The organism is Verrucosispora sp. FIM060022 (assembly GCF_003977705.1).
Classification (GTDB): domain Bacteria; phylum Actinomycetota; class Actinomycetes; order Mycobacteriales; family Micromonosporaceae; genus Micromonospora; species Micromonospora gifhornensis.
This window is the reverse complement of record NZ_RQIV01000001.1, coordinates 448,503-462,570: the sequence shown is the minus strand read 5'-3', so window position 1 is coordinate 462,570 and position 14,068 is coordinate 448,503. Positions and strand designations below refer to the sequence as shown.

The following is a 14,068-nucleotide window of genomic DNA, read 5'->3' as shown; positions in this document are numbered from 1 at the left end:
TCGCACGCGAGGCGCTCGCACGCGAGCGCCAGCCCCGTCGATCTTGCACTTTTGGTCGCCGAAATAGGCGCAATGGCCCCTTTTGCGGGGACAGAAAGTGCAAGATCGACGGGGCTGGGCGGTGGGGGTGGGGTGGGGAGGGGTGGGGAGGGTGGGTTAGGCGGGGACGCGTTGTTCGGGGACGGAGAGGCCGTAGAGGGCCATGAGTTCGGGGGTGTCGACGCGGCTGCCGTCGGCTACGGAGTCGCAGGCGATGTCGACGATCTGGTCCTTGTGGGCCAGCAGGTAGGGGCGGGCACCGACGTCGGCGCTGGCCAGGGTGGCGATGCCGGCCCAGTGGCGGCGACCGAACAGCATGGGGTAGCCGCGCAGGCCGTTGTAGGTGGCGCAGACCAGCACGTCGGGGAAGGGCAGCGCGGTCACCCGGCGCACCGCGGCGGCGGTCAGCCCGGGCATGTCGACCGGGACCACCACGACTGCCTCGATCCGGTCGTCGTCGAGCCCGGCCAGGCCGGCGCGGATCGAGGAACCGACCCCGGTGCCCCACGCGCGGTTGACCACCACCGTGGCGCGGTCCAGGTCAGCGGTCTCGCGCACCTGGTCGGCCGCGGCACCGAGAACGACCACGATGGGCCCGCATCCCGCCTCGGTCAGCGTGTCGATCATCTGGTCGACCAGGGGCTTACCGTCCTGGTGCAGCAGGGCTTCCGGGCCGCCGATGCGGCGACCACCCCCCGCGGCGATGATCATTCCTGCGATCCGGTTCAGAGCCGGGCTCCCTCCCACGTGGGGCGGCCTGGCCCCGGCCGTCCCCTTCCTGCGCACACCGATTGCAACGACTGGTGCCAAAGGAGGGTGGCGGGGCAAATCGCATAAATTGGGTATCCTTCGCCAATTACTCCTCCGGCGGAGTGCTCCTAGCGCAACGTCGCGCCGGCTGTTCGTAATCTTGGCGATTCGCTCCGCGGGTCGACGGGGCTGGGAGACAGTGCGGGACAAGGGTTACCGCCCGCCGCCCACCCGATACCTGGAGGTTGACGTGAGTGACGTGTCGCCGCCCGAACCGGCCCGCAACGTCGTACTGGTGCACGGCGCGTACGCCGACGGATCGTCCTGGTCCGACGTGATCCCCATCCTTCAGCGGGCCGGGCTGAACGCCACCGCGGTGCAGAACCCGCTTACCTCGTTGGCCGACGACGTGGCCGCCACCCGACGCGCGCTCGACCGCCAGGACGGTCCGACCGTGCTGGCCGGTCACTCCTGGGCCGGCACCGTCATCACCGAGGCCGGTGACCACCCGAACGTCAGCGCGCTGGTCTACGTGGCCGCCCGGGCACCGGACGTCGGCGAGGACTACGCCGCGCTCGCCGCCACGTATCCGACCCCACCGGCCAACGCGGGACTCGTCCACCATGACGGCTTCGCCCAGCTCAGCGAAGAGGCATTCCTCGCAGACTTCGCCGGTGGGGTGGACGAGGCCCGCGCCCGGGCCCTCTACGCGGTGCAGGGGCCGATCGCCGGTGACCTGTTCAAAGCCCGTACGACCACCGCCGCCTGGCGGGACAAACCCTGCTACTACTCGATCTCCACCCTCGACCGCACCACCGCACCCGAACTCGAACGGTTCCTGGCGCAACGGATGCATGCCACCACCATCGAAGTCGAGTCGTCGCACCTGGCGATGGTCACCCACCCCGAGGCGATAGCGGATCTGATCCTGAAAGCGGCGCAGGGTACGAAACAGCACAGCAGCAAATAGGGAGCGGGTCGGGCCTATCCGCCGGTGCTCACTGCCGGAGTCAGGACGACCTGCCAGGCACCGGTGACCTGCGCGGGTACGACCTCGATCCGTACCCGGTCACCGCGGCGCAGGTCGAGGTCGAAGTCACGCTTCCACTGGCCGTCCGCGTCGCCGTACATCTGGGCGCCGGTCAACTGGTAGTCCCACCACTCGCCCACGGCGACCTGCACGCCGGCGACCTGTACGCGCAGCAGACCGGGTGTCTGGGAAACCATGTCGATCGACGTGACCGTCGGCCAGTCCAATTCCGTGCGTACCGGGCGGGTCGGGTCGTCCGGGTCCGACCGGATGACGATGACGTTCTGGCACACCGCCTCGCTGCACCCGGCCGGCCACGACGCCTGGTTCAGCGGGGTGAGCACGCCCGGCCGGGGCGGCAGCGGATAGTCGTCGAACGGCATCCGCGCGCCGATGGCGAGCCCGACCTCCCCGCGCTCGGGGACCGGCACCCCCATTTCGCCCGCGTCGCCGGATTGATAGGCACCGGTGATGGTCAGCACGACGGTGGCCGGTTGGCCGACCGTGACGCCCAGACCCGCCCAGTCGGCCGGATGCAGGCTGCCGTCGTGGCACGTTCCGTCGGCGACGACCCGGCTTCCGACCCGCACCGTCCGCTCCACCGCGATGTTCTCGTCGACGCCGTCGCAGCGGGTGAAGATGACCAGGTCGAGCGTGGTCGGCACCACGGTCACCTCGACCTGACGCGCCGACAGCGGGGCACTGCGGGCGGCCACCACGCGGGCACCGTTCGCGTACTCCGGGAATCCCTCGATGGTCGGGGTCGACGAGGGACTGACCGCAGGAGTGGGTGTCAGGTCCGGACGCAGTCCGGGGAGGACGAAGGTCACGGCCGCCGCCACGGCGACCCCGGCGGTGGCCCAGGCCGCGATCCGCCGCCGACGACGCGCGCGCACCTTGGCGCGTACGCCATGCAGCCGGGACCGGTGCACGGCCTGCTCGGCCGTTTCCCGGGAGCGTTCGTCGAGCACCCGCTTGAGATCGGTCAGGTTCATCGCGGCATCCCTTCCGGAGCCAGCGTTTCGTCCAGTCGCAGCTTGGCCAGCGCCCGGCTGGCCTGGCTCTTGACCGTGCCGACCGAGCAGCCGAGCGCCTCAGCGATCTCGTGCTCGGACAACTCCTCGAAATAGCGCAGCACCAACACGGCCCGCTGCCGGCGCGGCAGCCGCCCCAGAGCCCGCCAGAGCTGGTCGCGGTCGTCGAAGCCGGTCTGCGGATCCGCCGCCACCCTCACCTCGGGAAGCTCGGCCGTGGGCAGCTCTCCGCGCCACCGCCGCCGCCACCAGGAGGCGTACGTGTTGACGAGGATCCGTCGCACGTACGGCTCCGGGTCGCCGTCGATGCGCCGCCACGCCTCCCAGGCCCGCGCCAGCGCGGTCTGCAACAGGTCCTCGGCCAGCGTCCAGTCCCGAGTGAGCAGAAAGGCGGTACGCAGCAACCGCGATGACCGGGTCGCGACGAAGTCGTCGAAACCCTCCGGTGTGTTCACCCGTGCCCGCCCTTCCCCCGCAAGACGCCTCACCGGTAGTACCGGCCGCATCCGAGGAAAGGTTGCCTGGCACGGTGATCCGGTTCGCCACCCGGACCCCCGGCACCGCCCGCGAGCTACCGCCCGTCGCGGCGGATGACGCGCCGCAGCCGGCGCTTCACGCCGCCGGCCGCCCGGTTCTTGAGCCGGGAGAGGACGTCGTCGGGCTGCTGCTCCGCCCGCTCGTCGAGGGTGTGGGCGTGGCCGAGCAGGTCGACGATGGTCTCGATGGCGACGTCGAGCAGGTGATCGTCGTCGACGGCATCCGGGGTGCCGGCGGGCGTCAGCTTCGCCGGCCGCAGGTCGTCCAGGTCGCCGACGATCTGGCAGGGGTAGTCGCGCAGTTCCTTGATCTGCGCCTCGGCCAGGTCCAGCACCCAGTCGGCCCGGTCCAGGCCGATGCCGAAGCGCTGCTGGCCGGCCCGCTGTTTGAGCACCGCGTCGACGAGGTGGCGGTGCACCACCCGTCGGTAGGGGGTGCGTAGCGGGTAGCGGTCGCCCAGCTTCCGGTTGACCCGGCGCAGCAGTTCGATCTCGGCGGCGCCCAGTGACGGGTTCGCGGCCGGTACGGTCAGCTCGCACCGTCCGTCGTCGATGCCGACGATGCCGGCGAAGCGGTGCCACAGCACCTCGGGCGGGGCACCCGGTGCCGGCACGGTCACCAGATGTCGTCGTTGTGCGGGCACCAGGTCACCCCAGCGGCGCAGCATCCGTACCGCGGTGTGGTTCTCCCAGAAGACCTCGCACCGGCCCTCTTCGACCGCCCGCAGGAACTCCTCGAAACGCCATCCGCTGCGGGCCCGCACGCTCTGCTGCCAGAACGACGGGAAGGTACGCCACAGGTCACGTCCCACCACGATGACGTGGATCTCGCCCGCGCCGAGACTCGCCACCGCCCGGGCCGCCTGCTCACCGGTGGCCGCGCCCAGCCCCTCGTTGCTGATGATCACGTCGCCGGGCCACTGCCGGGCCTTCTCGGCCAGCCGATCCCAGGTCCAGTACACCTCGGGGTCCCGCCACGGTGCGGCCCGCAGGTCGGCCATCGCCTGGTCCTGCGCCACCGCGCTGCCCGGCAACAGGATGCCCGTCTGCGCCAACCGGTCGCGGTTGCTCCAGAGCACGTTCTGCACATAGGTGCTGCCGGTCTTCGGCGCACCGATGTGCAGGTACACGCGTCTGGCCATGCCGCCTCCTTCACCATGTCGATCGCGGTGGTCAGGTTGGCAGCCGGACATGAACAACACGCAAAGCGTGGGTGCGTCGGTTTGCTCAGGCCGCGTCGCCGTAGCACTCGACGATCGACAGGTCGAGCGGGAACCGCACCGGGGTGTCACCGAACAGCAGCACGGTGGCCCGTCGACCGGCCCGCTGCACCGCCTCGGCGACCCGCTCGGCCTGCTCGGCCGGGCAGTGCACGATCACCTCGTCGTGCTGGAAGAAGACCAGCTCGGCCTCGGTGCCGGCCAGTTCGCCGCGAAGCACCGCCAGCAGCGTCGAGGCCCACTCGGCGGCGGTGGCCTGGATGACGAAGTTGCGGGTGAACCGACCCCGCGACCGCGCCGCCCGGGCCCGGGGCGACTGCGGGTCGCCGGCCGCGTCCGGATCGGCCACCCCCTCGTCGGTGGCGAACCCCGCCGAACCCGGCGGGCAGGTACGCCCCAGCCACGAACGCACCAACCCACCCGCCTCACCGGTACGCGCCGCCGCCTCGACGTAACCGAACGCCGTCGGATAGTTGCGCCGCAGCACCGCCAGCGCCGGCACCGCCTCCCCGCCGGTCTGCCCGTACATCGCGCCGAGCAGGGCCAGCTTGGCCCGACCCCGGTCACCGCCGAACGCGTCCCGGGCCAGCGCCTGGTAGAGGTCACCGGTCGCGCCGGCGGCGGCCAGCCGGGCGTCACCGGAGACCGCAGCGAGCACCCGGGGCTCCAGTTGGCCCGCGTCGGCCACCACGAACCGCCAGCCCGGGTCGGCCATCGCCGCCCGGCGGATCACCTTCGGGATCTGCAACGCGCCACCGCCGCGGGTGGCCCACCGGCCCGACACCACCCCGCCGGGCACGTACTCCGGCTGGAAGCGGCCGTCACGGACCCAGGCGTCCCGCCAGGCCCGGCCGTGCGCCGTCCAGATCCGGTACAGCTCCTTGTATTCCAGGACCAGTGGCACCGCCGGGTGGTCGACCCCGCGCAGCACCCAGGACCGGGTGTTGGGCAGGTCGATGCCGGCACGGGCGAACGCCCGCAGCAGCTCGGCTGGGGAATCGGCGTGCACCTGTCGTACGCCGAACGCCTCGGCGATCTGCGCGGCGAGGTCCGCCAGCCGGCGCGGCGGGCCACCCACCGGGGAGGGCTCCCCGAGCAGTTCGGCCAGTATCGCGTCGTGCACGTCGGCCCGCCAGGGCAGCCCGGCCGCCCCCATCTCGGCGGCGATCAGCGCGCCGGCCGACTCGGCGGCCACCAGCAGGCGGAACCGGCCGGGATGCCCGGTGGCCGCGATGCGGTCGAGCTGGTCGGCGTACACCCGGGTCAACGCGGTGATGCCGGGGCCCGGCGGCCCGGGCACGGCGTCGAAGAGTGCGGCCTGCCCGGCCCCGGGTGGGGCGGGGGCACGCGGCGGCGGATCGGGTGGCACCGGTGCGCCGGTCAGCCGGGCCCAGGCCGCCGCCAGGGAACGCGGCTCGCCCCAGCGGCCGGCGTGGCCGAGCAGCAGCGACTCGGTCAGCTCGACGTCGTGGCAGCGCTCGACCCGGACCCCGGCGCGCAGCAGGGTGGGGTAGAGGGTCGCGCCGCAGGCCCAGACCCAGCGGGGCCGGTCTGCGGCCTCCCGTGCGGCGACGGCGGCGGCGAGGTCGGTGACGGGCTCGGGCTGGCCGGCACACTGCCCGTCGGCGCGCAGCGGGCACAGCACGCCCGCACCGCCCTCCCCCGCCACCACCGCGACCAGCACACCCCCATCCTGCCCGTACCCACCGACACGCTCGCGCGTCTCGGTCCGTCCGGGAGGTGCTACGGGATCACCACACGCAGGGCTGCGTGTGGACCTTCACGTTCGTCACGATCCCGGGCCAGTACGTGTCCTGCCCGTTGCCGGGGGTGAGACAGATGGTGAAGGGGCCCCACGGCGAGTCATGCTGCCAGCGGAAGGTGATGTCGACGTTGCGAGAGGTGTTGTTGTAGAACAGGTATCCCGGGATCTCGCCGGACCAGTCGGTGTTGGTCGTCAGGGCCGGCGTCATCCATTCGTTCCATTCGGGCCAGAGGCAGAACACGCCCTGCGGGCAGTTCCCGGACGGCCACATTCCGTCTGAGGCCTGGGCGGTTGCCGCCGAGGCGGGCGGGGCGGTGGCCAGCACGCCTGCGACAGCCGCGGCGACAGCGAGGGACTTGAGCATGGTCTTCAGCACGATTCACCTACTTGTCGTAGTGGGGATTCACCGGCAGTTGCGCGTGTGGAAGACCACCCTCGTCACGGTCATCGGCACGTACAGGTCCGCGTCGCCAGGGGTGGCGCAGACGGTGCCGGCGTAGGACGTCCCCGGCAGGTACCAGTCGATGTCGACGTTGCGGGAGGTGTAGTTGTAGAAGTTGAACACCGTGACGCTGCCAGACCAGTCGGTGGTGGTCACCAGGGAGGGCGTCGCGGTGGGCCCCTCCGGCGGGTGGTCCCAGTTGGGCCAGCCGCAGAACGTGCCCGGCAGGCAGTTTCCGGGCAGGTATCTCCCCCACCCCGACTCGGCGGTTGCCGCCGAGGCGGGCGGGGCGGCGACCAGCACGCCTGCGACGGCCGCGGCGGCAGCGAAGCGTTTGAGCATCCTTCACCTGCTTTCTGTGAGACAAATATCGATGCCCATCGAACTTACTCGTTAAGATATTGACGAGTCAAGAACCTGGTGTGATCCGCTTACCGACAGCGAAGAGCGCCACGACCTGACCGCGTTCGCGTCAGGTGACCCACGACGGGACGATCTGAGCCAGCCAGCTCGGGGCGGTCAGGGTGCGGATCGCCGTGATGACACCGCTGGTGACCGTGAAGGCCATGACCGTGACGGGCCGCCGTTCGACGGTGACCAGGACACCTGGAACGCCGTCCACGATCGCCGGATGTATCCGGGCGTCCGGGCGCGCGAACATCGTCGCTCGGCCCGCCACCACAGAGGCGCCACGCACGACGACGTTGATCTCGGGACCGCGTGCCCGCATCTCGACGTCGGGGGCGAGGACGGCCAGCAGTGCGGCGACGTCACCCCTGCCCGCCGCCGCGAAGAACGCCTCGACGATGTCCCGGGCTGCGCTCTGGGAACCTGCCGGCGGCACACCGAGCCGCAGCCGTCCTCGGGCCCGGCTGGCGAGCATCTTGGTGGCGGCGGTGCTGCGGCCGAGGATGGCCGCGATCGACTCGAACGGGATCTCGAAGACGTCGTGGAGCACGAACGACACCCGCTCCGCCGGAGTGAGGGCGTCCATCACGACGTACAGCGCAAGGCCGACGGACTCGGCCAGCACGGCTTCTTCCTCCGGGTCCATGCGTGGTCCCGTCACCGCCTCCCACGGCAGCGAGCCGAGCTCGAACTCGAGCGGCTGCTCGCCTCGGACCCTGCGCTTGCGTAGTGCGTCCAGACAGATCCGGGTGATCACCGTGGTGAGCCAGCCACGCAGGTGCTCGATCTCATCTCCACCGGTGCGGGCCAGCCGCAACCACGCCTCCTGAACGGCATCGTCCGCGTCCGCAGCCGAGCCGACCATCCGGTACGCAAGCGCGTGCAGGTAGCAGCGGTGGCTGTCGAACTGCGCGGCGAGCTGTTCTTCCTCGGTCACGGTTCTCCTCGGCGGACGGCGGTGTCACCACCATGACGTGGCGCACGCCGGCGAGGTAACGCCGGAGCCGGTGTTACCTCCCACCCCGGCCAGACGTCGTAGTGCCGTCCATCGACGATCCGACCACCTGTTCCTGGAGGAGACATGACAGCACGTATCCAGAACGCGGCGAGCCAACCCGACCTCACCGCCGGGATTCAGCAACTGTTCAAGCAGGTGTACGCCGGCGGTGTGCCGCGTCACACGCTGGAGTTGGTGCACCTGCGAGTGAGTCAGATCAACGGCTGCAGCGCCTGTGTCGACGCCGGTGCCACAAGCGCGGCCAAAGCCGGTGTCCGCCACGAGAAGCTGCTCACCCTCGCCGCCTGGTACGACAATCCGCTCTTCGACGACGCCGAGCGGGCCGCGTTGGCGCTCGCCGAGGCCGCAACCCGGCTCGCCGACCGGCCTGGCGCGGTCACCGACGACATCTGGGCCGACGCCGCGAAGCACTACGACGAACGGCAGCTCGGAGCACTGGTGCTGATGGTCGGCATCACCAACCTTTTCAACCGCATCAACACCACCCTCCGGGTCCCCGCCGGGACAAGCTGGGACTGACACCGGCCGCCAGTGCGGAACCGTTTCGGCGGAATGGCGGTCTTCCGCCCGTGCAGAACCCGCCATTCCGCCGAAACGGAGTTGATCAACCGGGTCCCGTTACTTGCTCACGCCGGCGGTGAGGCCGGACTGCACCTGACGCTGGAAGACGATGTAGACGATGAGCACCGGCAACATCGCCATGGTGACCCCGGCGAACAGGCCGGACCAGTCGGACTTGTAGCCCTGGTTGACCGAGAGCTCGATCAGGCCCTGGGAGATCACCTGGTTCTTCGGCTCGCCGGCCACCGACTGCATCAGCAGGGTCGGCAGGTACCACTGGTTCCACTGGCCGAGGACGTTGAAGATGCCGATGCTGATCAGGCCGGGCTTGGCCATCGGCAGCATGACGCTGAAGAACATCCGGCTGTGCGACGCCCCGTCGACCAGGGCCGCCTCGGCGATCGCGTTCGGCAGGGTACGGAAGAACGAGTGCATGAAGAAGACGGTGAACGCCAACGACCAGGCCACGTAGACCAGGATCAGCATGAGGTGCTTGTTCGGGCCGAGGAAGGGCAGCGTGACGCCCATGTTGTAGACGCCCTTGAACAGCGGCACCGCGGCCAGGTAGACCGGCAGGGTCAGCCCGGACAGGAACATGTAGTAGATCAACCGGTTGCCGGGGAAGTCGTAGCGGGCCAGCACGTAGGCGGCCATCGAGCCGAGCAGCATGGTGAGGAAGACGCTGCCGGTCAGCACCAGCACGGTGTTGAGGAAGAAGTCGCCGATGTGGCCCTCGGTCCAGGCCCGGGTGAAGTTGCCCCACTGCAACGTCTCGGGGAACAGCGACAGCGGCTTGCGGATGACCTCCGAGTCGGTCTTGAGCGCCGACATCACCACCCACAGCAGCGGGTAGACCACCATGATCGCCCAGACGGCCAGGAAGAGATGCGAGAAGCCGTTGAAGATCTTCGCCCCGGCGCGGCTGCCGCCGACGGCGGTGCGTGGGCCCGGCGTACGGTCCGGCGGTGGGGCCTGGTCGGACCCGGCCGGGGTGTGGGTCACCGTGCTCATCGTCGGTGTCTCCTCAGTACTCGATGCGCTCACGACGGGTGATCCGCAGCTGCAACGCGGCCAGCAGGATCGTGAAGATCGCCAGGGCCACCGCGATCGCGCAGGCGTAGCCGAACTGGCCCTTCTGGAAGGCGTTGAAGTTGATCACCGACGCGAAGATCTCGCTGGCGTGGTTCGGGCCGCCCTGGCTGGGCGTCATGACGTAGACGAGCGCGAACATGTCCAGCGCGATGAAGCCCAGGTAGACCCAGGCCACCGAGACGGTGTCGCGCAGCAGCGGCAGGGTGATCCGGAAGAAGGTGTGGAAGCGGCCCGCGCCGTCGAGGATGGCCGCCTCGTAGATGTCCTTCGGGATGGACTGCATGGCGGCGGAGAACAACACCATGTAGAAGCCGGCGCCGCTCCAGACCGCGATCACCAGCAGCCACCACAACACCGCCGGTACGCCGAGGAACGGCTCCGGGTCGTACACGAAGGTGATCGGGTCGTCCGGGTCGACCAGACCGATCTTCATCAGTACGCCGTTGATCAGCCCCTGGCCGTCCGCGCGGTAGATCTGTTGCCACATCACCGCGATGACGACCAGGGACAGCACCTGCGGGAAGAAGAAGATCACCTTGTACAGGCCGGAGCCGAAGACGCCCCGGATGCCGGCCTTGTCCTCGCGCCCGCCCACGTTGAGCAGGAACGCGAGGAACAGGGCCAGCGCGATGGTGAACAGCGGCACGGTGACCAGGAAGAAGACGTTGTGCCAGAACGCCTTTCTGATCAGCTCGTCGGAGAACAGCCGGAGGTAGTTGTCCAGCCCGACGAACTGTTGCCGGTCGGAGTAGCCTCCCCAGTCGGTCAGCGAGTATCCGGCCGCCTGCAGGAAGGGCCACACCACGTAGAAGAGGTACAGCCCGACCGGCAGCGCCAGAAAACCCGTGACGAAACGCGCAACACCGTGCCGCATTTCCGCTCACTTCCTCGTTCGGTCAGATCGGGATGTCACGCGTTGCGGGTCTGCTTCTTGATCGACGAGTCCTTGGCCACCTTGTCGGCGGCGGCCTGCATCTTGTCGACGAACTGCGCGGCGGTGACCCGACCGGCCATCAGCTCCTGGGAGAGGTTCTGGCTCTCCTTGTCCAGGTCGGCGTAGAAGTCCCAGAACTTGGTCGAGATCAGGTCCTTCGGCGCGTTCTTCATCAGCTCGTTGGCGCTGGCCAGCGTCGGGTCGTCCACGTTGTCGCCGGAGCCCGCGGTCGAGGCGAGCGACTTGGTCAGCTCGGCGAACTTCGCCGAACCGGCCTTGGAGAGCACCGCCCGCAGGAACTCCTTCGCCGCCGCCTTGTTCGGGGCCTTGCTCGGCACCACGATGTTCTCGCCGGCACCGGCGTAGACGTCGTTGGGGGCCTTGTCGGTGGCACCCAGACCCCAGTAGTCGGAGATCTTCATCTCGAAGCCGGGCGGGATGGTCGCCGCCATCTCGTTCTTCAGCCAGGTGCCGACCTGGATGAAGGCAGCCTTGCCGTCCAGCCAGGCCTGCTGCGACTGGGTGTGGTCGAGCCGGCCGGGCAGCACCAGCTTGTCCTTGACCACCTTCTCCCACTGCTCCAACGCGGGCAGCACGCCCTCGGCCCGCCAGGCGTTCTCCTTCAGGTTGTCGATGTCGATGACCGCCTGCTTACCTGCCGACTTCCAGATGGTGGCCATCAGCGCCCAACGCGGGTAGTAACCGTGCACGGCGTCGTACACGTACGGTGCCATGCCCTTGGCCTTGATCTTCGGGGCGAGGGCGAAGAACTCCTCGAAGGTCTTCGGCGGCACCCAGCCCTCCTTGCTGAACAGGGCGGCGTTGTACCAGTTGCCCCAGACCGTGTAGGCGAGGTTGACCACGTAGAACTTGCCCTGGAAGGTGCCGTCGGCGACGGTGCCCGGCAGCAGGGTGTCGGCCACGGTCCCCGGGCTGTCCCAGGCCGGGGCGGCGAGCAGGTCGTCCAACGGCTCGATGGCGCCCTCGTTGACCAGGGTGCTGACGTCCATCATGTCGGCGCCCGAGTTCATCACCACGTCGCTGGGCGTGGTCGCCATCTTCGGCTGCTCTTCGGTCTTGATCTTCTGGGTGGAGCTCATGTTGACCGTGACGGTCGGGTGCTTGGCGTTGAAGATCGCCTTGTCTTCCTGCGCCCAGGCGTCACCCAGGCCACCGTTGAAGATGACCACCTTGACGGCGCTGTTCTCCTGCACGCCGAAGGGGTTGTCGTTGCTCTTCTCCCCGGTGTTGTCGGTGCTCGGGCTCGGCGTGCTGCCGGCGCAGGCGCTGAGCAGACCCGCGGCGGGGGTCACCAGGAGACCCGCGGCCGCCGCGCGGCGCAGCAGGGTCCGGCGGTTGAGATCGGGGTTAACGGACATCGTTCGTCTCTCCTTGTGGTGTCGGGTCAGGCGGTGCGCCGGAGACGCCCGGCGTACCGCGACTCGAGGGCGAGGTTGTGCGCGTCCCCACCGGGGACGTTGGCGGAGAGGTAGATAGGGGGCACCTCTCCGACCTGGTGGAACCGTCGTACGACCTCCGCGGTCAACAGCTGCGCCAGCAGCGCCGAGGTGACCGAGGAGACCGCACAGACCGCGCCGCCGCCCTCGAGCGGCAGCAGTGCGTCGCCGTACGGCGCGCCGTTGTCCAGCACGACGTCGGCGAGTTCGACGAGCCGCCGACCGGACGGATGGCGCGGAGCGACCCGACCGGTGTGCTCGACCGAGGTGACCGCGATCAAGGGGTGACCGCGTCCGGTGGCCAGCAGGGCAAGTTCGACAACCGACCCGTTGATGCCGGACTGGGACGCCACCACGAACACGTCCTGTGGCTGCGGTGCGGCGATCTCGTAGAGCTGGTGGGCGACGGCCGGATCGCGTTCCAGCTTCGGGTCGGTGAGCACGTCGCGTGGGGCGTCGCCGTGCAGGACCAGGTCGTGCAGGCTGAGCCGGTTGGCGGGGACCAGCCCGCCGGCCCGGGCCACCAGCTCGGCGGCGAACGCCTCGGAGTGCCCGGCGCCGAACGCCTGGAGCACCCCGCCGGCCCGCAGGCTGTCGGCGATCAGGTCGGCGGCCCGGCCGAGTGGTTCGGCACCGGCGTCGACGATGTGGTCGAGCACCGGCCGGACGGCGTCGGCGTACCCCTGGGCACTGATCATGCGGTGGCTCCCCTCGCGGCCTTGTGCCCGTCGACGGCCTGGGCGGTACGCCGGAAGGCCGCGTGGGCGCGGTCGTGGGTGCGCTGGGCGACCGCGATGTAGAGCAGGTCCAGCACGACCAGTTGCGGGTGCCGGGCCGACAGCGCGTCCGGGCGGAAGGTGGTGGCCTGGCTCGCGGTGAGCAGCACGATGTCGGCCAGCTCGGCCAGCGGGGAGCGGCGGAACCCGGTCAGCGCGACGGTGGTCGCGCCTCGGCTGCCGCCCTCGGCGAGCATCTCGATGGCCTCCCGGGTCTGGCCGCTGTGCGAGATGCCCAACGCGACGTCGCCCGGCCGCAGCAGCGCGGCGGCGGCGAGGCCGGAGTGCACGTCGTTCCACGCCCACGCGGCCACCCCGATGCGGTGCAGGCTGAACTGCATCTCCTCGCCCACCAGGGCGCTGCCGCTGGCACCGAAGATGTTGACCCGGCTGGCCCCGGCGATGGCGACCGCGGCCCGTTCCACCTCGCCGAGGTCGAGCAGGGCGGCGGTGTCGTGCATGGCTCGGGTGTCGGCCACGATGATCTGCTCCAGCACCCGCTCCAGCGGGTCGCTCGGCTGGATCTCGCGTCCGATGTCGACGCTCCAGCCCGCCGAGCGGGCCCGGCCGGTTTCGGCGGCGATGCCCAGTCGCAGGTCGGCGTAGCCCTCGAAGCCCATCGCCCGACAGAACCGGGTGACTGTGGCCGGTGAGGTGCCGCTGCGTTCGGCCAGCTCGACGATGGTGGCGCGGGCCGCCGCCTCCGGGTCGCTGAGCACATGCTCGGCGACGCGACGCAGCGCGCCGGTCAGCTCGTCGACACCGGCCCGTACCCGGGCCAGCACGCCGTCGGAGGCGACGCCGACCCCTCGCCGGTCGACCCCGTCGGCATCGGCCACCGCGGTGCCCGCGGAGGTGTCCGCCTCGTGATCAACCATGGGACGCCTTTCCGAAAAGACTGTTAACTGTTAGTGGTAAAAGTTCTTACTGAAGCCACCTCCATGTCAAGACCGTGGGCGAAGTTTTCAAACTGTTACCTGGGACATTCCGGCCCCGACAGTTGCGT

General features: G+C 69.9%; 15 protein-coding genes. 2 read left to right on the top strand and 13 right to left on the bottom strand.

Annotated elements, in window-relative coordinates; all coding sequences use genetic code 11:
* Positions 1 to 156: 156 nt before the first annotated feature.
* Positions 157 to 750 (bottom strand): nucleotidyltransferase family protein, encoded by a 594-nt coding sequence (locus EG812_RS02060; protein ID WP_013734826.1) that lies wholly within the window; start codon positions 748 to 750, stop codon positions 157 to 159.
* A gap of 289 nt (positions 751 to 1,039) precedes the next feature.
* Between EG812_RS02060 and EG812_RS02055 the strand changes: the two genes are divergently transcribed.
* Positions 1,040 to 1,759 carry an alpha/beta fold hydrolase gene (locus EG812_RS02055; protein WP_126710569.1) on the top strand — a complete coding sequence of 240 codons (720 nt, stop codon included), beginning with the start codon at positions 1,040 to 1,042 and terminating at the stop codon, positions 1,757 to 1,759.
* Between the two features lie 14 nt (positions 1,760 to 1,773).
* Here the strand turns inward: EG812_RS02055 and EG812_RS02050 are convergent, their stop codons facing one another.
* The 7 genes from EG812_RS02050 to EG812_RS02020 form a co-directional block, all read right to left on the bottom strand.
* Positions 1,774 to 2,814, bottom strand: a complete 1,041-nt coding sequence (locus EG812_RS02050) for a hypothetical protein (RefSeq protein ID WP_126710568.1) — start codon at positions 2,812 to 2,814, stop codon at positions 1,774 to 1,776.
* Positions 2,811 to 3,308, bottom strand: coding sequence for a SigE family RNA polymerase sigma factor (locus tag EG812_RS02045; RefSeq protein WP_013734829.1), 498 nt, complete (start codon positions 3,306 to 3,308; stop codon positions 2,811 to 2,813). The genes EG812_RS02050 and EG812_RS02045 overlap by 4 nt, the downstream gene beginning before the upstream one ends.
* A 116-nt stretch (positions 3,309 to 3,424) precedes the next feature.
* On the bottom strand, positions 3,425 to 4,531 hold the full coding sequence (locus EG812_RS02040) for a hypothetical protein (RefSeq protein ID WP_126710566.1): 1,107 nt from the start codon (positions 4,529 to 4,531) through the stop codon (positions 3,425 to 3,427).
* Positions 4,532 to 4,616: 85 nt separating this feature from the next.
* Positions 4,617 to 6,293 (bottom strand): bifunctional 3'-5' exonuclease/DNA polymerase, encoded by a 1,677-nt coding sequence (locus tag EG812_RS02035; RefSeq protein ID WP_199743789.1) that lies wholly within the window; start codon positions 6,291 to 6,293, stop codon positions 4,617 to 4,619.
* A gap of 67 nt (positions 6,294 to 6,360) precedes the next feature.
* Positions 6,361 to 6,750 carry a hypothetical protein gene (locus tag EG812_RS02030; RefSeq protein WP_233579338.1) on the bottom strand — a complete coding sequence of 130 codons (390 nt, stop codon included), beginning with the start codon at positions 6,748 to 6,750 and terminating at the stop codon, positions 6,361 to 6,363.
* A gap of 27 nt (positions 6,751 to 6,777) precedes the next feature.
* On the bottom strand, positions 6,778 to 7,158 hold the full coding sequence (locus EG812_RS02025) for a hypothetical protein (RefSeq protein ID WP_013734833.1): 381 nt from the start codon (positions 7,156 to 7,158) through the stop codon (positions 6,778 to 6,780).
* A 130-nt stretch (positions 7,159 to 7,288) separates the two neighbouring features.
* Complete coding sequence (locus EG812_RS02020) at positions 7,289 to 8,161, bottom strand: sigma-70 family RNA polymerase sigma factor (protein WP_126710565.1); 873 nt, start codon at positions 8,159 to 8,161, stop codon at positions 7,289 to 7,291.
* Positions 8,162 to 8,305: 144 nt separating this feature from the next.
* Between EG812_RS02020 and EG812_RS02015 the strand changes: the two genes are divergently transcribed.
* On the top strand, positions 8,306 to 8,761 hold the full coding sequence (locus EG812_RS02015) for a carboxymuconolactone decarboxylase family protein (protein WP_013734835.1): 456 nt from the start codon (positions 8,306 to 8,308) through the stop codon (positions 8,759 to 8,761).
* Positions 8,762 to 8,860: 99 nt separating this feature from the next.
* Here the strand turns inward: EG812_RS02015 and EG812_RS02010 are convergent, their stop codons facing one another.
* From EG812_RS02010 to EG812_RS01990, 5 genes are read right to left on the bottom strand one after another with little or no spacing between them, the layout of a single operon-like run.
* Positions 8,861 to 9,814, bottom strand: a complete 954-nt coding sequence (locus EG812_RS02010; RefSeq protein WP_013734836.1) for a carbohydrate ABC transporter permease — start codon at positions 9,812 to 9,814, stop codon at positions 8,861 to 8,863.
* A gap of 13 nt (positions 9,815 to 9,827) precedes the next feature.
* On the bottom strand, positions 9,828 to 10,769 hold the full coding sequence (locus EG812_RS02005; RefSeq protein WP_013734837.1) for a carbohydrate ABC transporter permease: 942 nt from the start codon (positions 10,767 to 10,769) through the stop codon (positions 9,828 to 9,830).
* 35 nt (positions 10,770 to 10,804) lie between these two features.
* Entirely contained in the window at positions 10,805 to 12,208 is a 1,404-nt protein-coding gene (gene ngcE / locus EG812_RS02000) for an N-acetylglucosamine/diacetylchitobiose ABC transporter substrate-binding protein (protein ID WP_013734838.1), read from the bottom strand.
* A 26-nt stretch (positions 12,209 to 12,234) separates the two neighbouring features.
* Positions 12,235 to 12,984, bottom strand: coding sequence for a sugar isomerase domain-containing protein (locus EG812_RS01995; protein WP_102657641.1), 750 nt, complete (start codon positions 12,982 to 12,984; stop codon positions 12,235 to 12,237).
* Positions 12,981 to 13,940: a MurR/RpiR family transcriptional regulator gene (locus tag EG812_RS01990; RefSeq protein ID WP_013734840.1), complete on the bottom strand. Its 960-nt coding sequence runs from the start codon at positions 13,938 to 13,940 to the stop codon at positions 12,981 to 12,983. The genes EG812_RS01995 and EG812_RS01990 overlap by 4 nt, the downstream gene beginning before the upstream one ends.
* Positions 13,941 to 14,068: the final 128 nt, after the last annotated feature.

Bases quoted from the DNA above. Each gene is read 5' to 3' on its own strand.
- EG812_RS02060 (WP_013734826.1), bottom strand. From the start codon at position 750: ATGATCATCGCCGCGGGGGGTGGTCGCCGCATCGGCGGCCCGGAAGCC.
- EG812_RS02050 (WP_126710568.1), bottom strand. From the start codon at position 2,814: ATGAACCTGACCGATCTCAAGCGGGTGCTCGACGAACGCTCCCGGGAA.
- EG812_RS02040 (WP_126710566.1), bottom strand. From the start codon at position 4,531: ATGGCCAGACGCGTGTACCTGCACATCGGTGCGCCGAAGACCGGCAGC.
- EG812_RS02025 (WP_013734833.1), bottom strand. From the start codon at position 7,158: ATGCTCAAACGCTTCGCTGCCGCCGCGGCCGTCGCAGGCGTGCTGGTC.
- EG812_RS02015 (WP_013734835.1), top strand. From the start codon at position 8,306: ATGACAGCACGTATCCAGAACGCGGCGAGCCAACCCGACCTCACCGCC.
- EG812_RS02010 (WP_013734836.1), bottom strand. From the start codon at position 9,814: ATGAGCACGGTGACCCACACCCCGGCCGGGTCCGACCAGGCCCCACCG.
- EG812_RS02005 (WP_013734837.1), bottom strand. From the start codon at position 10,769: ATGCGGCACGGTGTTGCGCGTTTCGTCACGGGTTTTCTGGCGCTGCCG.
- ngcE (WP_013734838.1), bottom strand. From the start codon at position 12,208: ATGTCCGTTAACCCCGATCTCAACCGCCGGACCCTGCTGCGCCGCGCG.
- EG812_RS01995 (WP_102657641.1), bottom strand. From the start codon at position 12,984: ATGATCAGTGCCCAGGGGTACGCCGACGCCGTCCGGCCGGTGCTCGAC.
- EG812_RS01990 (WP_013734840.1), bottom strand. From the start codon at position 13,940: ATGGTTGATCACGAGGCGGACACCTCCGCGGGCACCGCGGTGGCCGAT.